The sequence below is a fragment of the Streptomyces hazeniae genome, assembly GCF_031845485.1.
Taxonomy (GTDB): Bacteria; Actinomycetota; Actinomycetes; order Streptomycetales; family Streptomycetaceae; genus Streptomyces; species Streptomyces hazeniae.
Window position 1 is genome coordinate 123,399 of the sequence record NZ_JAVREQ010000006.1, and the last position, 18,131, is coordinate 141,529.

An 18,131-nucleotide genomic window follows, 5' to 3' on the forward strand; every position below is an offset into this window, starting at 1 on the left:
CCGGGCGAGCAGGGGCAGGGAAGAAGACCGATGAACGCGCCGTACGACGGTGAACGTGGCAAGAACCCGCCCGGCGGTCCGTCGCCGGAGGGCTACTCCGGGATCGACGAGCTCTTCAGCGAGGTGCCCCAGGACCAGGCACGCCGTCGGCAGGACGCCTCACCGCAGCCCGGCGACGCGTTCGCCCACCTCTACCGCGACCAGGACCACCACCCCGACCCGCAGCAGCCCCCGCACCCGCGCACCGGCCCGGAGGAACCCGGTCCGCGCCGCGAGGACGACACCTTCCCGCTGCTGCCACCGATCCCCTCGGCCGCCCCGGAAGCAGCCTCCGGCCCCGCAGAGGCCGTCGAGGAACGCGATCTCGCCGACGAGCCGCCCGAGACGCCCACGGGCAAGCCCTCCGGCGGCAAGGCGGCCGGCCTGCTCCGCTCCAGCGCCGTCATGGCCGCCGGCACCATGGTCTCCCGGCTCACGGGCTTCGTCCGCTCCGCACTGATCGTGGTCGCGCTGGGCGCGGCGTTGCTCGGCGACACGTACCAGATCGCGATCACGCTGCCCACGATGCTCTACATCCTCACTGTGGGCGGCGGGCTGAACTCGGTGTTCGTACCGCAGCTGGTGCGGGCCATGAAGAACGACGCGGACGGCGGCGAGGCCTACGCCAACCGCCTCCTGACGCTGGTGTCCGTGATTCTGGGCGGGCTCACCGTGGCCTCCGTCCTCGCCGCCCCGCTGCTGGTGCGGCTGATGTCCGTGGACATCGCGAGCAACCCGGCGGCCAACGACGTGGCCGTGACCTTCGTGCGATTCTGCATGCCGTCGATCTTCTTCATGGGCATTCACGTCGTCATGGGCCAGATCCTCAACGCCCGCGGCCGCTTCGGCGCCATGATGTGGACGCCGGTGCTGAACAACGTCGTCATCATCTTCACCGTCGCGCTCTTCCTCGGCGTCTACGGCGCGGCCGACACCTCCGGGATGCAGGTCGACACCATCCCGCCGGAAGGCGTCCGGCTGCTGGGTGCGGGCACCCTGCTCGGCCTGGTGGTGCAGGCGCTCGCGATGATCCCGTACCTGCGCGCGACGGGCTTCCGCATCCGGCCCCGCTTCGACTGGAAGGGGCAGGGCCTGGGCAAGGCGATGAAGCTCGCCAAGTGGACGATCCTGTTCGTCCTCGCCAACCAGGCCGGTGTCATCGTCGTCAGCCAGCTCTCCACCGCGGCGGGGGAGACGGCCCTGACGGAAGGCGGGCACAACGGCACCGGCTTCATCGCCTACTCCAACGCCCAGCTGATCTGGAACATGCCGCAGGCCATCATCACCGTCTCCGTGATGGCAGCCCTGCTGCCCCGCCTGTCGCGGTCCGCGCACGACGGCGACACGGGCGCGGTCCGCGACGACATCTCCCACGGCCTGCGGAACTCCGCCGTGGCCATCGTCCCCATCGCCTTCGGCTTCCTCGCCCTCGGCGTCCCGATGTGCACGTTCATCTACGGCTCGGCCGGTACCGAGGGTGCCCGGAACATGGGTTTCATGCTGATGGCGTTCGGCATCGGTCTGATCCCGTTCTCGGTCCAGTACGTCGTGCTGCGCGCCTTCTACGCCTATGAGGACACGCGCACGCCGTTCTACAACACGGTCATCGTGGCCGCCGTCAACGCGGCCGCCTCCGCCCTGTGCTTCCTGCTGCTGCCCGCGCGCTGGGCCGTGATCGGCATGGCCGGGGCTTACGGCCTCGCCTACATCATCGGCGTCGGCATCGCCTGGCGGCGGCTGCGAGTCAAGCTCGACGGCGATCTCGACGGCGCCCACGTGGTCCGCACCTACGCACGGCTGGCCGGGGCGAGCCTGCCGGCCACACTGGCCGCAGGCGCTGCCGCCTACGGCATCATGCACGCTCTGGGCAGCGGCTACCTCGGTTCCTTCACCGCGCTGCTGGGCGGCAGTGTCGTCCTCGCGGTGGTCTTCGTGGCCGCGGCCCGGCGCATGCGGATCGCCGAGCTCAACGCCATGATCGGTATGGTGCGGACGCGACTCGGCAGATGACCGTGACGGCCCGCGAACAGCAGCGTTCAGGCGCGCGGCGCGGCCGACGCAACCTTCGCGCCCGGCCACGTGTCGTGCACCACGGCGACCTGTAGGCACAATTGTCGTTGGGCTGAGAGACGTACGACCCGACGCAATCGAATGGGGAGGCAGGAACGACGGTGGCGGAACGGAGCACGGCTGCCGTCGGCGTGACACACAGCGGCGGCGCACACGAGCCGCCGCCCGCCGACAAGGCGGGCGAGGTCACGGTCGACGGTGGAACCGAGGAACACAGCAGCCAGGACCCCACCGGAGCCACCGAGGAAAAGGCGGCGCCCGAGAAATCCCCGGCCCCGGAGCTGCACAGCGGCCACAAGATCGCCAAGAGGTACCGCCTCGAGGAGTGCGTGACCCGACTGGACGGCTTCAGCAGCTGGCGTGCCGTCGACGAGAAGCTGCGACGTGCCGTGGGAGTGCACATCCTGCCCGCGGATCATCCGCGGGCCCGGCGTGTGCTGGCGGCGGCCCGCTCGGCGGCTCTCCTCGGCGATCCGCGCTTCGTCCAGGTCCTCGACGCGGTCGAGGACGGCGACCTTGTCTACGTCGTGAACGAGTGGCTGCCGGACGCCACCCCCCTCACCGAACTGCTCGTCGGCGCACCCCTGCCCGCTCACGAGGCGTACCAGCTGGTGACGCAGCTCGCTCAGGCTCTCGCCGCTGCACACCGCGAAGGTCTCTCCCACCTCCGGCTCACCCCCGCCTCCGTCCTCCGCACCGGCTCGGGCCAGTACCGCATCCGCGGCCTCGCGGTCAGCGCCGCGCTGCGCGGGGTCACCAGCGACCACCCGCAGCGCACCGACACGGAAGCGATCGGGACGCTGCTGTACGCCTCCCTCACGCAGCGCTGGCCCTACGAGGAGGACGCCTACGGCCTGACCGGCGTCGGCAACCTGGCCAAGGGCACCCTCGTCGCTCCCGACCAGGTGCGGGCAGGCGTCCACCGCGGCCTCTCGGAACTCGCCATGCGGGCCCTCGTCAACGACGGGGCCACCGCTTCCCGCGAGGAACAGCCGTGCGCCACCCCCGAGGAACTCGCCAAGGCGGTGGCACTCCTCCCCCGCATCCGGACCCCTGAGCAGCACTTCGCGGCACCCCCGGGCTTCCGGCACACCACGCATCAGCACGGCACGTACGCGCCCGCGGCAGGAGCGGGCGGGGGCGGCAGGCCCGGTGCACACCCCGGTGAGACCACACCGCCCGCCCTCCCCGGCCGTACCGGGAAGGCCCTGAAGTGGAGTGTGTCCGCCCTCCTCATCGCCGCACTCGGGCTGGGCAGCTGGCAGGTGTCCGAGGCCTTGATGAACCGGGACTCGCCCACCGACAACACCTCCGCGCAGCCCGAGGAGGAACCGGAGGACGGTACGGGCGGCACACCGATCGAGATCGCCGGCGTCACCACCTTCGACCCCGAGGGCAACGGCACGGAGAACCCGGAGACCGCCATGCGTGCCGTCGACGGTGATCCGCAGTCCTTCTGGTACACGCAGAACTACTACGACCCGCTGCGCATGCTGAAGCCGGGCGTCGGTCTCGTCCTCGACCTGGGGAAGCGCCAGCAGGTCGGCAATGTGAAGGTGTACTTCGAGGGCCGTACCTCCGCCGAACTGCTTCTGGCGCCGGAAAGCACCGTCGGCATGCCCACCTCTTACGATTCTTTCGACCGGGTCACCCGGGCCACGGGCCCGGAGCTCTCCTACGAGGCAGGGGAACCGGCGACCACGCAGTACGTACTGGTCTGGCTCACGGAACTCCCGCAGGCGACCGACGGCAACTACCGTGGGCGCATCACGGAGATCCAGGTGTCGGGCTGACCGCACCAACGAGGACCGGGGACAGGCGACGGGAGGGGGTGGGGCAGTGCAGGAGGAGCAGGCGACCGGCACGGGGCGCACGCAGCCGGCGGAGGCGAGCGACGCCGAGTTGCTCGCCCGGCACGTGGGCGGCGATCCCGATGCCTTCGGTGAACTCGTACGGCGCCATCGGGACCGCCTCTGGGCCGTCGCCCTGCGCACCCTGGGCGACCGCGAGGAAGCCGCCGACGCCGTTCAGGACGCCCTGATCTCCGCCTACCGGCGGGCCCACACCTTCGCGGGCCGGTCGGCCGTCACCACCTGGCTGCACCGGATCACCGTCAACGCCTGCCTGGACCGAGCGCGCAAGGCCGCTTCCCGACGCACATCCCCCCTCGACGACACCGAACGCCTGGAGCAGATGCTCGAGCCGCACGAGTCGGCCGAGGCTCCTGCGGAGCGCAGCGACCTCCATCGAGAGCTGATCGACGCGCTCTCCGAGCTGCCGCCGGAGCAACGCGCCGCGCTCGTGCTGGTCGACATGCAGGGCTATCCGGTCTCGGAGGCCGCCGACGTCCTGGACGTGGCCGTCGGCACGGTGAAGAGCCGCTGCGCACGCGGCAGAGCCAGACTCCTGCCTCTGCTCACCCACCTGCGACCAAACAGTTCGCCGGCACGGGATTCCCGGAAGGTGAGCGGAAGAGGGAACCCACGCGGCGGGGCATCCGTCCCACCGGCGAAGGGCGCCCGGCGTGACGTCCCGGAACCAGGCGCAGTCAAGGGTGGAGGTGGAAGCAGGTGACAACCGAAGCAACACGGCACGGAGCCCGGGAACACCCGGAGGTCGCCGAGCTGTCCGACCTCATCGAGGGCCTGCTGCCCGAATCCCGGGGCGATGCGCTGCGGGCACACCTCGCAGAATGCCCGCTCTGCGCGGACGTCCACGCCTCGCTGACGGAGATCCGCGGCGCTCTCGGTACGTTGCCCGGCCCGCCACGTATGCCGGACGACGTCGCGGGACGCATAGACGCCGCACTCGCTGCCGAGGCGCTCCTCGACACCGAACGTCACGCCGCAGAGCCCGGTGTCGTTTCACGTGAAACCGCGCCGGACGAGCCGGTCGATGTTTCACGTGAAACCCGCCCTCACCGTCGAACCTCCCGGCCACCACGCTCGGGTCGGCGCACAACGAGCGCCTCCGGACCGGGCCGCAGGGCCAGAGCGTTCCGGCACCACCGTGCTCTCCTCACCGCCGCGGGCGCGGTGGGGGCCCTTGTCCTGGGCGGCGCGCTGCTCCAGGGCATCACCGGCGGCTCCTCCGCTGGTGGAGACGCGGGGTCGGCAGCCGGGGAACAGGACGCAGCGGGCGACGCGGGAGCGCTCGCCGCCGAGGGCCTCGAGCAGCGGGTCCAGGACCTGCTCTCCCGTTCCGCGAGCGGCGCGGAGGGCGGCCCCGACCTCAAGACGGAGACGAAGCCGCCGTCCAACGCTCCGTTGGCGGGCGGCCCCGCAGTGGTGCCGACGTGTGTCCGAGCAGGCATAGACCGGCCCGAGCAGCCACTCGCTGCCGAACCCGGCCAACCGTACAGCGGGCGCCCGTCCTACCTCGTCGTCCTGCCGCACCCCGGTGATCCGCAGCGCGTGGACGCGTACGTGGTGGACTCCTCCTGCACCACGGACGACAGCGGTGCCGCTGCGGAGCTCCTGCTCGAGCGCACCCTCCCGCGGGGCTGAGTCGTCCCGTACCGGCTCTGCCGCGGTAGGGACGCGCTGGGTCACCCCCGCCGTACCCCCGCGGGAATGTCCGGCCCCTAGGATCGGTTGGGTGTGGTGGAAGCGCCACCCGGCGACTCCGGACCGACACAGGGCCGGAGGGGCCCGATATGCAGTCGGCAGACAAGGAAGGCTCTCGTGAGCGACGTCCGTAACGTCATCATCATCGGCTCGGGGCCCGCGGGCTACACCGCAGCGCTCTACACCGCCCGCGCGTCGCTGAACCCGCTGGTCTTCGAGGGCTCCGTCACGGCCGGCGGCGCACTCATGAACACGACCGAGGTGGAGAACTACCCGGGTTTCCGCGAGGGGATCATGGGCCCGGACCTGATGGACCAGATGCGCGCCCAGTCCGAGCGCTTCGGAGCCGAACTGATCCCGGACGACGTCACCGCCGTGGACCTCTCCGGCGAGGTCAAGACCGTCACCGACTCCGTGGGCACCGTCCACCGTGCCCGCACCGTGATCGTGGCCACGGGGTCCCAACACCGCAAACTGGGTCTCCCCGGAGAGGACGAGCTGTCCGGCCGGGGCGTCTCCTACTGCGCCACCTGCGACGGATTCTTCTTCCGCGACCAGGACATCGCCGTCGTCGGCGGCGGAGACACCGCCATGGAAGAGGCCACGTTCCTCTCCCGCTTCGCCAAGTCGGTCACCGTCGTCCACCGCCGCGACACCCTGCGCGCCTCGAAGGCGATGCAGGAGCGGGCCTTCGCGGACGAGAAGATCAGCTTCGCCTGGGACAGCGAGGTCGCCGAGATCCACGACACGGACCGCAAGCTCTCCCGCCTGACCCTGCGCAACACCAAGACCGGCGACACGTCCGAGCTTCCCGTCACGGGCCTGTTCGTCGCCATCGGCCACGACCCCCGCACCGAGCTCTTCCAGGGCGTCCTCGAGCTGGACGAGGAGGGATACCTGACGGTCGACTCCCCCTCCACCCGCACCAAGATTCCGGGCGTGTTCGCTGCCGGTGACGTCGTCGACCACACCTATCGGCAGGCCATCACCGCCGCAGGCACGGGCTGCGCCGCCGCGCTGGACGCCGAACGCTACCTGGCCTCGATGACCGCCACCGCGCCCGAGGAGGCGGCAGAGCCGGAGAAGACCGCGGCCGTCTGACGGCCGAGCGTCGTCGTCCGTCCACCCCGCAAGCCCGTCAGCAGACCACAGCGCCCCACAGCTGGACACGACAAAGGAGAACTCATGGCCGGTGCCACCGTGACCGCGACCGACGCCAACTTCGACGAGGTCGTTCTCAAGAGCGACAAGCCGGTACTCGTCGACTTCTGGGCGGCCTGGTGCGGCCCTTGCCGTCAGATCGCCCCCTCGCTGGAGGCGATCGCCGAGGAGCACGGTGCAAAGCTCACCGTGGTCAAGCTCAACATCGACGAGAACCCGGGCGTGGCCGCCAAGTACGGCATCATGTCGATCCCGACGATGAACGTGTACAAGGGCGGCGAGGTCGTCAAGACGATCGTCGGCGCCAAGCCGAAGGCCGCCATCGAGCGCGACCTGGCCGACTACATCGGCTGAACGCCCCGGAGACCCACCACCTGCGGGCCGTCACACCGATCACCGGCGTGACGGCCCGCAGGTGTTTCACGTGAAACATGCCCTCACGTGCTGGACCACAGCCGGATGTCGCCGTCAGAGGGGCCGCAGAGCCGGCTCCTTCTGCACCGCCCCCAGCAACTGATCGAGTGCCCGTTCCACATCGGCCTTCCACGACACGGTCGAGCGCAGCTCCAGCCGCAGCCGCGGAAACCTCGGGTGCGGCCGCACGGTCTTGAAGCCGACGGCCAGCAGGTGCTCGGCAGGCAGCACACAGGCAGGCTCCGTCCAGCGGGCGTCCCCGAACGCCTCGATCGCCTTGAACCCGCGGCGCAGGACGTCCTTGGCCACCGTCTGCACCATCACCCGTCCCAGCCCTTGCCCCTGGTAACCGGGCAGCAGCGACGCAGTCATCAGCTGCACCGCGTCCGCCGACACCGGACTCGTCGGAAAGGCCGTCGAACGCGGCACATAGGCAGGCGGCGCGTACAACACGAATCCGACCGGCACCTCGTCGACATAGACGACCCGGCCGCACGACCCCCACTCCAGCAGGACCGCGGAGATCCAGGCCTCCTTCTCCAGATCCGGATGCCCGGCCTTGACGGCTGCCTCACCGCTGACCGGATCCAACTCCCAGAAGACGCAGCCGCGGCAACGCTTCGGCAGATCCGGAAGGTTGTCCAGCGTGAGCGGAACAAGCTGACGCCCCATGGACACATCGTATCCATGGGGCGTCGATTCGTCCGGTATCAGCAGAACGAGTGGCAGGCGACCGCTCACCCGTCCTCGGCGTCTCCCTCGCTCTCGGCGCCGTCGACGCTCTCGCGGTGCGCCAACTGCTCGCTGAGCATCCGCCTCTCACCCGGAGCGAACTGACCCAGAATGCGCTCCAGATCCTCCATCGAGGCGAACTCGACGACGATCTTGCCCTTCTTCTGCCCCAGATCGACCTTCACCCGGGTCTCGAAGCGGTCCGACAGCCGCCCAGCGAGGTGGTCCAGCGCCGGGGACAGCCGCTTGCCGGCCCTCGGCCCCTTGGCGCGCCCCGACGACTTCGGCTTCGACCCCATGAGGGTCACGATCTCCTCGACCGCACGCACCGAGAGCCCTTCGGCCACGATGCGATGGGCCAGCCGGTCCTGCTCCTCGCCATCGTCCACGGACAGCAGGGCGCGTGCGTGGCCGGCCGAGAGCACGCCCGCAGCCACCCGGCGCTGCACCGGCGGTGAAAGCCTCAGCAGACGCAGGGTGTTGGACACCTGAGGACGCGACCGCCCGATGCGATCGGCGAGCTGGTCGTGCGTGCACGTGAAGTCGCGCAGCAGCTGGTCGTACGCCGCCGCCTCCTCCAAGGGGTTCAGTTGCGCGCGGTGCAGGTTCTCCAGCAGCGCGTCCAGGAGAAGCTTCTCGTCCTCCGTCGCCCGCACGATCGCCGGAATGGCCTCCAGGCCGGCTTCCCGGCAGGCCCGCCAGCGCCGCTCACCCATGATGAGCTCGTAGCGCTCCGGCCCCAGCTGACGTACGACGACGGGCTGGAGAAGACCGACCTCGTTGATCGAGGTGACCAGTTCGGCGAGGGCGTCCTCGTCGAACACCTCGCGCGGCTGCCGCGGGTTGGGCGTGATGGCGTCCAGCGGCAGCTCGGCGAAGTGGGCACCGGTGGGAACACCCTCGACCGCTTCGGCTTGTGCCGCGCCGGCACTCGTCGGCTCCCCGGCTCCGTTGAGATGCCGCGCATCCTCCCCGTCCGCGCGCGATGCCGCCTTGGCTGCCGCCGCACCGCGCTCGGAGGGCAGCAGGGGGACCGCCGTCGGGGACGTCGCGCCGTTACCGCTCACCGTGGGACGCTCGGTCGGCTCACCGCTCTGCGGGGCAGCGGGGATGAGGGCGCCGAGTCCACGCCCCAGTCCTCTACGTCGATCGCTCACTGCGTCCCCTCCGGCATGCCGTGCTGTTGTGCTGACTGGTTCTGCTGCGCGTGCGGATCGCGCAGTGCGATCTCGCGGGCCGCCTCGAGGTAGGAGAGGGAGCCGCTGGACCCGGGGTCGTACGTCAGGACCGTCTGACCGTAGCTGGGGGCCTCGGAGATCCGGACCGACCGCGGGATGTTCGTCCGCAGCACCTCCTTGCCGAAGTGAGTGCGCACCTCGTCCGCCACCTGCGAGGCCAATCGGGTCCGGCCGTCGTACATGGTGAGGATGATCGTGGAGACATGAAGGTCCGGGTTGAGGTGGCCACGGACCAACTCCACGTTCCGCAGCAGCTGTCCGAGCCCTTCCAGCGCGTAGTACTCGCACTGGATCGGGATGACCACCTCGGCACCGGCGACCAATGCGTTGACCGTGAGCAGCCCCAGCGACGGAGGGCAGTCGATCAGCACGTAGTCGAGCGGCTGCTCGTAGGCGGAGATGGCCCGCTGCAGTCTGCTCTCCCGCGCGACCAGCGACACCAGCTCGATCTCCGCACCGGCGAGATCGATGGTGGCGGGGGCGCAGAAGAGTCCCTCGATGTCGGGGACGGGCTGCACCACGTCGGACAACGGCTTGCTGTCCACCAGGACGTCGTAGATGGACGGCACTTCCGAGTGGTGGTCGACCCCCAATGCGGTCGAAGCGTTGCCCTGGGGGTCGAGGTCGATCACCAGCACGCGGGCCCCGTGCAGCGCGAGCGAAGCCGCCAGGTTCACCGTCGTGGTCGTTTTCCCCACGCCGCCCTTCTGGTTGGCGACCACCATCACACGGGTCTGCTCCGGCCTCGGCAGTCCTTCGCCGGCACGGGTCATCGCTTCGACGGCCTGCTGCGCCGCCCGGCCGACCGGAGCGGAGGGGTCACCCTCATAGCCGGACGACACATCCATCGGGGGCGGGGTTTCACGTGAAACATCCCCGGACTCGGTACGGGGACCGGGGACCGGGTCGGCCATCGGCCCCGCGAGGTTGGCGTCGGACCGCAACGGTTCACTCTCCTCGGCAGTACCTTCGTGAGCTTCACAGACTGCCATGTCTTCGGGGTCGTGAACCAGCGAGCCCCGCTTACCTGTGGATGAATCCGTCGCCGGAGGCGACTCCGAGGGCGCGGAACGGTCGTCCAGCGGCTTGCGGTCACGTGGAGTGGCGGCCGCACGACCACGGCTGATGATTCCCTGCAACAGCGAGCGTCGTTTCACGTGAAACACGATGCCGCCGCGTACGGCAGCACCGTGGACGACACTCCGCAATGCATATGCTTTGGCGCTTTTAGGCGTAACCGGACGCCTCTACCCGGACTACCGACGCCGCTTCCCGCGTGCCGCCTTCGCCCGCTTGGCCGCGAACCGGATCCCGCCCGGACTCTCCCCGACCTCGGCGCGCACCACGGTGGAGAGCGGATCGACCACACCCTCGCCCACCTGGACCACCGACGTCTCCACGACACCGAGCTTCTGCAGAGCGGCACGCGCTCCTTTCAGCTCCTCCTCCGCCGTGTCCCCCTTGAGCGCCAGCATCTCCCCGTACGGCCGCAGTAGCGGCACCCCCCAGCCGGCGAGCCGGTCGAGGGGTGCGACCGCTCGCGCGGTCACCACGTGGACGGGCTTCAGCGTGCCGAGAACCTCCTCCGCCCGACCGCGCACCACGGTGACGTGGTCCAGGCCCAGCAGTTCCACCGCTTCCTGAAGAAACGTGGTCCGCCGCAGCAGCGGTTCGAGCAGGGTGATCCGCAGATCCGGGCGCACCATCGCCAGCGGAATACCCGGAAGCCCCGCGCCGGAGCCCACATCGCAGACGGTCACGCCGTCCGGAACGACCTCGGAGAGCACCGCGCAATTGAGCAGGTGCCGCTCCCAGAGCCGCGGCACCTCGCGCGGGCCGATCAGTCCGCGCCGCACACCGACGTCGGCCAGCAGCTCGCCGTAGCGCACAGCGTCCCCGAAACGGTCGCCGAAGTACTTCCGCGCCGCCTCCGGTGCCTCGCCGAGCTCCTCCGTCTCGGACGGCTGCTCGTTCACGGCAGCACGACCACGCAGCGCTGCGGCTCCTCGCCCTCGGACTCGCTGCGCAGACCGGCGGCGGCGACCGCGTCGTGCACGACCTTGCGCTCGAACGGCGACATGGGGCGCAGCTTCACCGACTCGCCGGAGCCCTTGGCGTCCTCAGCGGCCTTGGTACCGAGCTCGGTGAGCTCCTCACGCTTCCGCGCCCGGAAGCCGGCGACGTCCAGCATCAGCCTGCTCCGGTCACCGGTCTCCCGGTGCACGGCCAGCCGGGTCAGCTCCTGAAGCGCCTCCAGCACCTCGCCGTCCCGGCCCACCAGCTTCTGCAGGTCGCGCGCGGGGCCGTCACCGATGATGGAGACGGCGGCACGGTCGGCCTCCACGTCCATGTCGATGTCACCGTCCAGGTCGGCGATGTCGAGCAGCCCCTCGAGGTAGTCGGCTGCGATCTCGCCTTCCTGCTCCAGACGGGACAGGGTGTCGGTGCCCTCTGCGGCGGTCGTGTCCGTCACTGATGGACTCCTGTTCTTACTTCTTGGACTTCGCGGACTGGGGCTTCTTCTTGCCGTGCGCCTGCTGGGGCTTGCGGCCACCGGCTGCGGACTTCTGGTCACCGCCGCCCTGGCCTCCCGCGGCCTTCGGGGCACCGGCGGTCTTCTTCATCGCAGGCTGCTGAGCGCCGGCGGAGGACCGCTGCGACTTGCTCTGACGCTTCGGCTGGGTGCGGTTGGCCCGGGCCTCCTCGACGGCGCGCTTCGCCTCGACCTCGGCCGGGTCCTCCTTGATCTTGCCCTTGGCGCGCAGCTTGTCCTGACGCTGCTGGAAGGCGATGCTGCCCGGCGTCGGGTTGCGCTTGATCACGTACATCTGCTGGCCCAGCGTCCACACGTTGGTGGTCAGCCAGTACACCAGGACACCCACGGGGAAGTTGATGCCGAAGACGGCGAACATGACCGGGAAGATGTACATCAGCATCTTCTGCTGCTGCATGAACGGCGTCTTGACCGTCAGGTCGACGTTCTTGGTCATCAGCTGGCGCTGCGTGAAGAACTGCGACGCCGACATCAGCAGGATCATGATGACCGTGACGACCCGCACGTCGGTGAGGTTGGCCGCCAGGTCGCGCACCTCGGCGGCCGTGTCCATGAACGACGCCGCGATAGGTGCCCCGAAGATCTTCGCCGTACGCGCCTGCTCGACCAGGTCGCCTTTCATCACGCCGACGTTCTGGTCGTTCGCGATCTTGTTCAGCACCTGGTAGAGCGCGATGAAGAACGGTGACTGCGCCAGGATCGGCAGGCAGCTGGAGAGCGGGTTGGTGCCCGTCTCCTTGTACAGCTTCATCATCTCTTCGGACTGACGCTGCCGGTCGCTCTTGTACCGCTCCTGGATCGCCTTCATCTTCGGCTGGAGCGCCTGCATGTTCCGCGTCGACTTGATCTGCTTCACGAAGAGCGGGATCAGTGCGATCCGGATCACGATCACCAGCGACATGATCGACAGACCCCAGGACCACCCGCTGGCCTCCCCGAACGGGATGCTGTACAGCTTGTGGAACTGGACGATGATCCAGGAAACAGCGGTATACAGAGGACCGAGGATCGAATCGATCGTGTCCACGAATCAGGCTCCTTGGGCATGGGACTGGGACCGGTGCTGCTGCCAGCGGCTGCGCAGCCACTGATGCCACACCGGACGCTTCCGGGCGGGAACATGGTCGACGCCACCGGGTGACCACGGGTTGCAGCGCAGGATGCGCCACGCGGTGAGCGCCGTGCCCTTCACCGCTCCGTGCCGGTCGATCGCGCCGTACCCGTAGTGCGAACACGACGGGTAGTACCGGCAGACCGGGCCCAGCAGTGGGCTGATGGTCCACTGGTAGACCTTGATCAACAGCAGCAGCAGATACTTCACGGCTTGGCTCCCAGCAGCCGCTGCAACGCGGTGTCCAGGTCGCGGGCCAGTTGGTCGTGGCTCGCGTCTCCCGCACCGGGCAGCGCCCGTACCACCACCAGGCTACCCGCGGGAAGCGAACCGAGGCGGTCCCGTATGAGGTGACGCAGACGACGCTTCACGAGGTTGCGTATGACCGCGCCGCCGATGGCCTTGCTCACGACGAAACCCGCGCGGGCCGGGGAGAGCGTTCCCCCCGCCTCGCGCGGGTCGTCGGTGTCGCGGTGACCGCGGAAGAGATGCACCACGAGGAGCGGGCGCCCGGCCCTGCGTCCTCGTCGTACCGCGGTCGCGAAGTCCTCGCGCCGCCTCAGCCGGTGCTCGGAAGGCAGCACGTCATGGACCTGAGGGTACGGCGTCAGGCCGACAGGCGGGCGCGGCCCTTGCTGCGGCGGTTCGCGACGATGGCACGACCGGCGCGGGTCCGCATGCGCAGCCGGAAGCCGTGGGTCTTCGCGCGGCGGCGGTTGTTCGGCTGGAAGGTGCGCTTGCTCACTCGGGGGCTCCAGGGATGCTCGGTCTCTGCGAGACGGGTGTGGGGCGCCGACCGGCTGTCACCGTGCGCCCACGAGTAGCTCGCAACGCCCGAGTGTGCACCGCTTCGTCATGCCCATCGGAGGCAGGCGGCAGCAGCCGTCGACAACTCGACCTCGATACGGTACGCGGGCGCGCAGCCTCTGGTCAAACCAGCACTCTTCCCCGGCCGACACGCTCCCACACCCCGGGCCGACCACCCGTACGGACCAGCCGCACCCACCGGCCTTGCGCCACTCGTGCACAGCCTGTGGACAACGACTTGAACGCGGCAGGTCGGCGTGGCTACCGTGGCCGAACTTCCCTTCCTTCCCGACCATCCCGAGAATCACACATTCGCGGGATCTCGTCTTTCGTTCCGGGCCGGACCGGAACCGCAGCCGACCGCCGAGAACCACCCAGCGAATGAGAGAGCGTGCCCGTGGCTGACCTCCCTGCCGATCTTGCCGCAGTGTGGCCACGCGTCCTCGACCAGCTCCTCTCCGACGGGCAGGGAGTCGAAGCGAAGGACCAGCGGTGGCTCAAGGACTGCCAGCCGCTGGTGCTGGTCTCCGGCACCGCACTGCTCGGCGTGCCGAACGAGTACGCCAAGGGGGTGCTGGAGGGCCGCCTCTCCCCGCTGATCAGTGATGCGCTCAGCCGCGAGTGCCAGCAGCCCATCCGGCTGGCGATCACGGTGACGGGACCGGCGACTCCCCCCGCCCCGCCTGCGCCGCCGGCCGAGGACGAGCCCGGCACACCGGAGGGATACGAGGCCCCGCAGCTTCCCAGCCCGCGCCCGGCCTACCCGGACTACCCGCAGGCGCCCCGCACGCAGCCCCCGCCCCCGCCCCCGCACCAGCAGCACCACCAGCCATCCGGCTGGCAGCAGCCGCATCACACCTACCCGGGCCGGCAGCGCGCCCCGCACCCGTACGAGCAGCAGGAGTACGAGCGGCCCGACTACGACCAGCAGCGGGACTACGAGCCGCGCGACTACGACCCGCAGGGTTACGACCCCCACCGCGGGGGCCACGACCCACAGCACGTCCAGCGGGGCCCCCACGCCCGGCCGCCCGGCTACGAGCCCTACGACCAGCAGGGTCCCCACCCCGGCGCTCCAGGCGCCGGCGGTTCCGGTGGGCCGGGGAGCGGCCCCGGCAACCCCGCGGGCCACGCCGCCCACCCGCAGGGCCCGCCGCAGCACCACGCCCGGCACCCAGAGCCGCCGGCCGGGCCGTGGACCCCGCGTCCGGCCGGGGACGGCGGCGCGCCCGTACCGGGCAGGCCACCCGCCGCACGCTACGACGGTCCGCCCCAGCTTCCCGCCCCGTCCGGAGCACCCGGCCCGCTGGCCGCCCAGCCGGCGCCCGCGACGGGTCCCGGTGAGCCGACCGCGCGGCTGAACCCGAAGTACCTCTTCGACACGTTCGTCATCGGTGCGTCCAACCGGTTCGCGCACGCTGCGGCGGTGGCCGTCGCCGAGGCGCCCGCCAAGGCGTACAACCCGTTGTTCATCTACGGCGAGTCCGGCCTGGGCAAGACGCACCTGCTGCACGCCATCGGTCACTACGCCCGCAGCCTCTACCCGGGCACCCGGGTGCGGTACGTGAGCTCCGAGGAGTTCACCAACGAGTTCATCAACTCGATCCGCGACGGCAAGGCCGACGCGTTCCGCAAGCGGTACCGGGACATGGACATCCTGCTCGTCGACGACGTGCAGTTCCTCGCCGACAAGGAGTCGACGCAGGAGGAGTTCTTCCACACCTTCAACACGCTGCACAACGCGAACAAGCAGATCGTGCTGTCCTCCGACCGGCCGCCGAAGGCCCTGGTCACGCTGGAGGACCGGCTCCGCAACCGCTTCGAGTGGGGCCTGATCACGGACGTGCAGCCGCCGGAGCTGGAGACGCGCATCGCGATCCTCCGGAAGAAGGCCGTGCAGGAGCAGCTCAACGCTCCGCCGGAGGTGCTGGAGTTCATCGCGTCCCGCATCTCCCGCAACATCCGGGAGCTGGAGGGGGCGCTGATCCGCGTGACCGCCTTCGCCAGCCTGAACCGGCAGCCGGTGGACCTGGGGCTCACCGAGATCGTCCTCAAGGACCTGATCCCGGGCGGTGAGGACGCGGCCCCGGAGATCACCGCCACGGACATCATGGCGTCCACCGCCGACTACTTCGGGCTTTCGGTGGACGACCTCTGCGGTTCCTCCCGCAGCCGGGTCCTGGTGACGGCCCGGCAGATCGCCATGTACCTGTGCCGGGAGCTCACCGATCTCTCGCTGCCCAAGATCGGTGCCCAGTTCGGCGGCCGCGACCACACGACCGTGATGCACGCCGACCGCAAGATCCGCGCGCTGATGGCGGAGCGGCGGTCCATCTACAACCAGGTCACCGAGCTCACCAACCGCATCAAGAACGGCTGACTCCCGCTCCTCGGCCCGCTCCACGAGGCGTCTCCGGAACGCGTTCCGGAGACGCCTCTCGTCGTTCCCGGGGCCTCTCGACACGTCCGGGCAGGGCACGGATCGTCCTCGGGAGGGCACCCCGGCATCCCCGGCGCGCCACCCGCTGTTCGATTTCCCTCCCCGCAGGCCGCTCGTTCCACAGAAATCCCGCCCACCCGGCATCCACACCCTGGGGACCGCAGAGTTGTCCAGATCGTCTCCACAGCTGCGGAGCGTCGGCAACCGTCCGAGGAGGTCAGGCGCCTGTGGAACTGTGGACGCGGGGACTCCACAGGATGTGGACCGTCCGGCGCTCCGCGCGACGGCCGCCGACTTGTCCACCGCCCGCCCACAGGAAGAGGTGACTTGTCCCCAGCCTGTCCACACCTCTGTCCACTGTTCGGCAACACGACGCGCCTGCTCACCGCCGCGAGTGAATCGGCTCACACCGAGCGGCCACCGACCCGTGTGGAGAAGTCGGCGATTCCTGTGGGCGCGGCTGTTGAGAAGTCGGTCCGTGCTGTGGGCGGGCTGTGGGGAAGTTCGCGGCGTCCACAGCGACCCCCCGTTCGTCCACCGCCCGGCCCACAGGCGACGTGGACAAAATCTGGGCGCTGACCTGCGAAGACCAAGTTATCCCCGGTTTCCACAGCCCCTACTACTACGACTCCCCTTAGAGAGAGCGAGATTCGTTTCGAAGCGGGTGCTGTGCACAACTCGGGGCGACGGACTCCTACCCACCCGGCGACGAGTTGACCCACGAGGGCTCCGACTGTCGGTGCGGTGCGTCAGACTGGGACACGGCAAGGGGCCGACAGGAGGCCAGCAGCAAGAGCAGGAGGCGGCTGAAGGTGAAGATCCGGGTAGAGCGCGATGTACTCGCGGAGGCGGTGGCGTGGACCGCCAAGAGCCTCCCCGCCCGTCCGCCGGTGCCGGTACTCGCCGGCCTGCTCCTGAAGACCGAGGACGGCTCCCTCAGCCTCTCCGGCTTCGACTACGAGGTCTCGTCCCGTGTCTCGGTGGAGGCGGAGATCGAGGAGGAGGGCACGGTCCTGGTCTCCGGCCGGCTGCTCGCCGACATCTGCCGCTCGCTGCCGAACCGTCCGGTCGAGATCTCCACCGACGGCGTGCGCGCCACCGTGGTCTGCGGCTCGTCGCGGTTCACCCTGCACACGCTGCCGGTGGACGAGTACCCGTCGCTGCCGGAGATGCCGACCGCCACCGGCACGGTGCCGGGCGAGGTCTTCGCCGCCGCCGTCGCCCAGGTCGCCATCGCGGCCGGGCGCGACGACACCCTGCCGGTGCTCACCGGTGTGCGGATCGAGATCGAGGGCGACACCGTCACCCTGGCCTCCACCGACCGCTACCGCTTCGCCGTCCGCGAGTTCCTGTGGAAGCCGGAGGTGCCGGACACCTCCGCCGTCGCGCTGGTCCCCGCGAAGACGCTGCTGGACACCGCGAAGTCGCTCAGCGGCGGGGACCACGTGTCCCTGGCGCTCTCCGGCTCCGGTTCCGGTGAGGGCCTCATCGGCTTCGAGGGCTCCGGCCGGCGGACGACGACCCGCCTGCTGGAGGGCGACCTCCCCAAGTACCGGACGCTGTTCCCGACGGAGTTCAACTCCGTCGCGGTGATCGAGACGGCGCCGTTCGTCGAGGCGGTGAAGCGCGTCGCGCTGGTCGCCGAGCGCAACACCCCGGTGCGGCTCAGCTTCGAGCAGGGCGTCCTCACGCTGGAGGCCGGTTCGAGCGACGACGCACAGGCTGTGGAGCGGGTGGACGCCGACCTGGAGGGCGACGACATCTCGATCGCCTTCAACCCGGGCTTCCTGCTCGAGGGCCTGAGCGCCATCGACTCCCCCGTGGCCCAGCTCTCCTTCACCACCTCCACCAAGCCGGCGCTGCTCAGCGGCCGTCCGGCGAAGGACGTGGAGGCGGACGACGCGTACAAGTACCTGATCATGCCGGTGCGGCTGAGCGGCTGAGCGGCCCGGGGACCCGCCGTACGCGGCCGCGGCACGGCGGAGTGCGGCGGGTTGTG

The 18,131-nt window shown here is 69.9% G+C and carries 17 protein-coding genes; 8 read left to right on the plus strand and 9 right to left on the minus strand.

Going from position 1 to position 18,131, the window contains the following annotated elements; all coding sequences use genetic code 11:
• The first annotated feature begins 30 nt into the window (after positions 1 to 30).
• The 6 genes from murJ (at position 31) to trxA (ending at position 7,190) form a co-directional block, all read left to right on the plus strand.
• On the plus strand, positions 31 to 2,049 hold the full coding sequence (murJ, locus tag RM572_RS09250; protein WP_311672780.1) for a murein biosynthesis integral membrane protein MurJ: 2,019 nt from the start codon (positions 31 to 33) through the stop codon (positions 2,047 to 2,049).
• Positions 2,050 to 2,210: 161 nt separating this feature from the next.
• On the plus strand, positions 2,211 to 3,902 hold the full coding sequence (locus RM572_RS09255; protein ID WP_311672781.1) for a protein kinase family protein: 1,692 nt from the start codon (positions 2,211 to 2,213) through the stop codon (positions 3,900 to 3,902).
• 46 nt (positions 3,903 to 3,948) lie between these two features.
• Positions 3,949 to 4,683: an RNA polymerase sigma factor SigM gene (gene sigM / locus RM572_RS09260; RefSeq protein WP_311672782.1), complete on the plus strand. Its 735-nt coding sequence runs from the start codon at positions 3,949 to 3,951 to the stop codon at positions 4,681 to 4,683.
• 461 nt (positions 4,684 to 5,144) lie between these two features.
• A complete protein-coding gene (locus RM572_RS09265) occupies positions 5,145 to 5,615 on the plus strand; it encodes a hypothetical protein (RefSeq protein ID WP_311672784.1) in 471 nt (156 codons plus the stop codon).
• 177 nt (positions 5,616 to 5,792) lie between these two features.
• On the plus strand, positions 5,793 to 6,776 hold the full coding sequence (gene trxB / locus RM572_RS09270; protein ID WP_311672785.1) for a thioredoxin-disulfide reductase: 984 nt from the start codon (positions 5,793 to 5,795) through the stop codon (positions 6,774 to 6,776).
• Positions 6,777 to 6,860: 84 nt separating this feature from the next.
• Entirely contained in the window at positions 6,861 to 7,190 is a 330-nt protein-coding gene (gene trxA / locus RM572_RS09275; protein ID WP_136183265.1) for a thioredoxin, read from the plus strand.
• Between the two features lie 114 nt (positions 7,191 to 7,304).
• Here the strand turns inward: trxA and RM572_RS09280 are convergent, their stop codons facing one another.
• The 9 genes from RM572_RS09280 to rpmH form a co-directional block, all read right to left on the minus strand.
• The gene (locus tag RM572_RS09280) at positions 7,305 to 7,922 is read right to left on the minus strand and encodes a GNAT family N-acetyltransferase (RefSeq protein ID WP_311672874.1); all 618 of its coding nucleotides are present in this window, start codon (positions 7,920 to 7,922) and stop codon (positions 7,305 to 7,307) included.
• A gap of 65 nt (positions 7,923 to 7,987) precedes the next feature.
• A complete protein-coding gene (locus tag RM572_RS09285) occupies positions 7,988 to 9,139 on the minus strand; it encodes a ParB/RepB/Spo0J family partition protein (protein WP_311672787.1) in 1,152 nt (383 codons plus the stop codon).
• Positions 9,136 to 10,212, minus strand: a complete 1,077-nt coding sequence (locus tag RM572_RS09290) for a ParA family protein (protein ID WP_311672788.1) — start codon at positions 10,210 to 10,212, stop codon at positions 9,136 to 9,138. Before RM572_RS09290 ends, RM572_RS09285 begins: the two co-directional genes overlap by 4 nt.
• A gap of 264 nt (positions 10,213 to 10,476) precedes the next feature.
• Positions 10,477 to 11,196: a 16S rRNA (guanine(527)-N(7))-methyltransferase RsmG gene (rsmG, locus tag RM572_RS09295; RefSeq protein WP_311672789.1), complete on the minus strand. Its 720-nt coding sequence runs from the start codon at positions 11,194 to 11,196 to the stop codon at positions 10,477 to 10,479.
• Positions 11,193 to 11,693, minus strand: a complete 501-nt coding sequence (locus RM572_RS09300; protein WP_311672790.1) for a Jag family protein — start codon at positions 11,691 to 11,693, stop codon at positions 11,193 to 11,195. Before RM572_RS09300 ends, rsmG begins: the two co-directional genes overlap by 4 nt.
• A 16-nt stretch (positions 11,694 to 11,709) precedes the next feature.
• Positions 11,710 to 12,792: a membrane protein insertase YidC gene (gene yidC / locus RM572_RS09305; RefSeq protein WP_311672875.1), complete on the minus strand. Its 1,083-nt coding sequence runs from the start codon at positions 12,790 to 12,792 to the stop codon at positions 11,710 to 11,712.
• Positions 12,793 to 12,804: 12 nt separating this feature from the next.
• Positions 12,805 to 13,095: a membrane protein insertion efficiency factor YidD gene (yidD, locus tag RM572_RS09310; RefSeq protein WP_311672791.1), complete on the minus strand. Its 291-nt coding sequence runs from the start codon at positions 13,093 to 13,095 to the stop codon at positions 12,805 to 12,807.
• A complete protein-coding gene (gene rnpA / locus RM572_RS09315; protein ID WP_311672792.1) occupies positions 13,092 to 13,469 on the minus strand; it encodes a ribonuclease P protein component in 378 nt (125 codons plus the stop codon). Before rnpA ends, yidD begins: the two co-directional genes overlap by 4 nt.
• A gap of 23 nt (positions 13,470 to 13,492) precedes the next feature.
• Positions 13,493 to 13,630: a 50S ribosomal protein L34 gene (rpmH, locus tag RM572_RS09320; RefSeq protein WP_016906158.1), complete on the minus strand. Its 138-nt coding sequence runs from the start codon at positions 13,628 to 13,630 to the stop codon at positions 13,493 to 13,495.
• 459 nt (positions 13,631 to 14,089) lie between these two features.
• Here rpmH and dnaA point away from each other — a divergent pair, with 459 nt between their 5' ends.
• Complete coding sequence (gene dnaA, locus RM572_RS09325; RefSeq protein WP_311672793.1) at positions 14,090 to 16,072, plus strand: chromosomal replication initiator protein DnaA; 1,983 nt, start codon at positions 14,090 to 14,092, stop codon at positions 16,070 to 16,072.
• Positions 16,073 to 16,944: 872 nt separating this feature from the next.
• Complete coding sequence (gene dnaN / locus RM572_RS09330) at positions 16,945 to 18,075, plus strand: DNA polymerase III subunit beta (protein WP_311672794.1); 1,131 nt, start codon at positions 16,945 to 16,947, stop codon at positions 18,073 to 18,075.
• Positions 18,076 to 18,131: the final 56 nt, after the last annotated feature.

Excerpts from the sequence above, each read along its gene's own strand:
- trxA (WP_136183265.1), top strand. The coding sequence starts at position 6,861 with ATGGCCGGTGCCACCGTGACCGCGACCGACGCCAACTTCGACGAGGTC.
- RM572_RS09290 (WP_311672788.1), bottom strand. The coding sequence starts at position 10,212 with ATGGCAGTCTGTGAAGCTCACGAAGGTACTGCCGAGGAGAGTGAACCG.
- RM572_RS09280 (WP_311672874.1), bottom strand. The coding sequence starts at position 7,922 with ATGGGGCGTCAGCTTGTTCCGCTCACGCTGGACAACCTTCCGGATCTG.
- murJ (WP_311672780.1), top strand. The coding sequence starts at position 31 with ATGAACGCGCCGTACGACGGTGAACGTGGCAAGAACCCGCCCGGCGGT.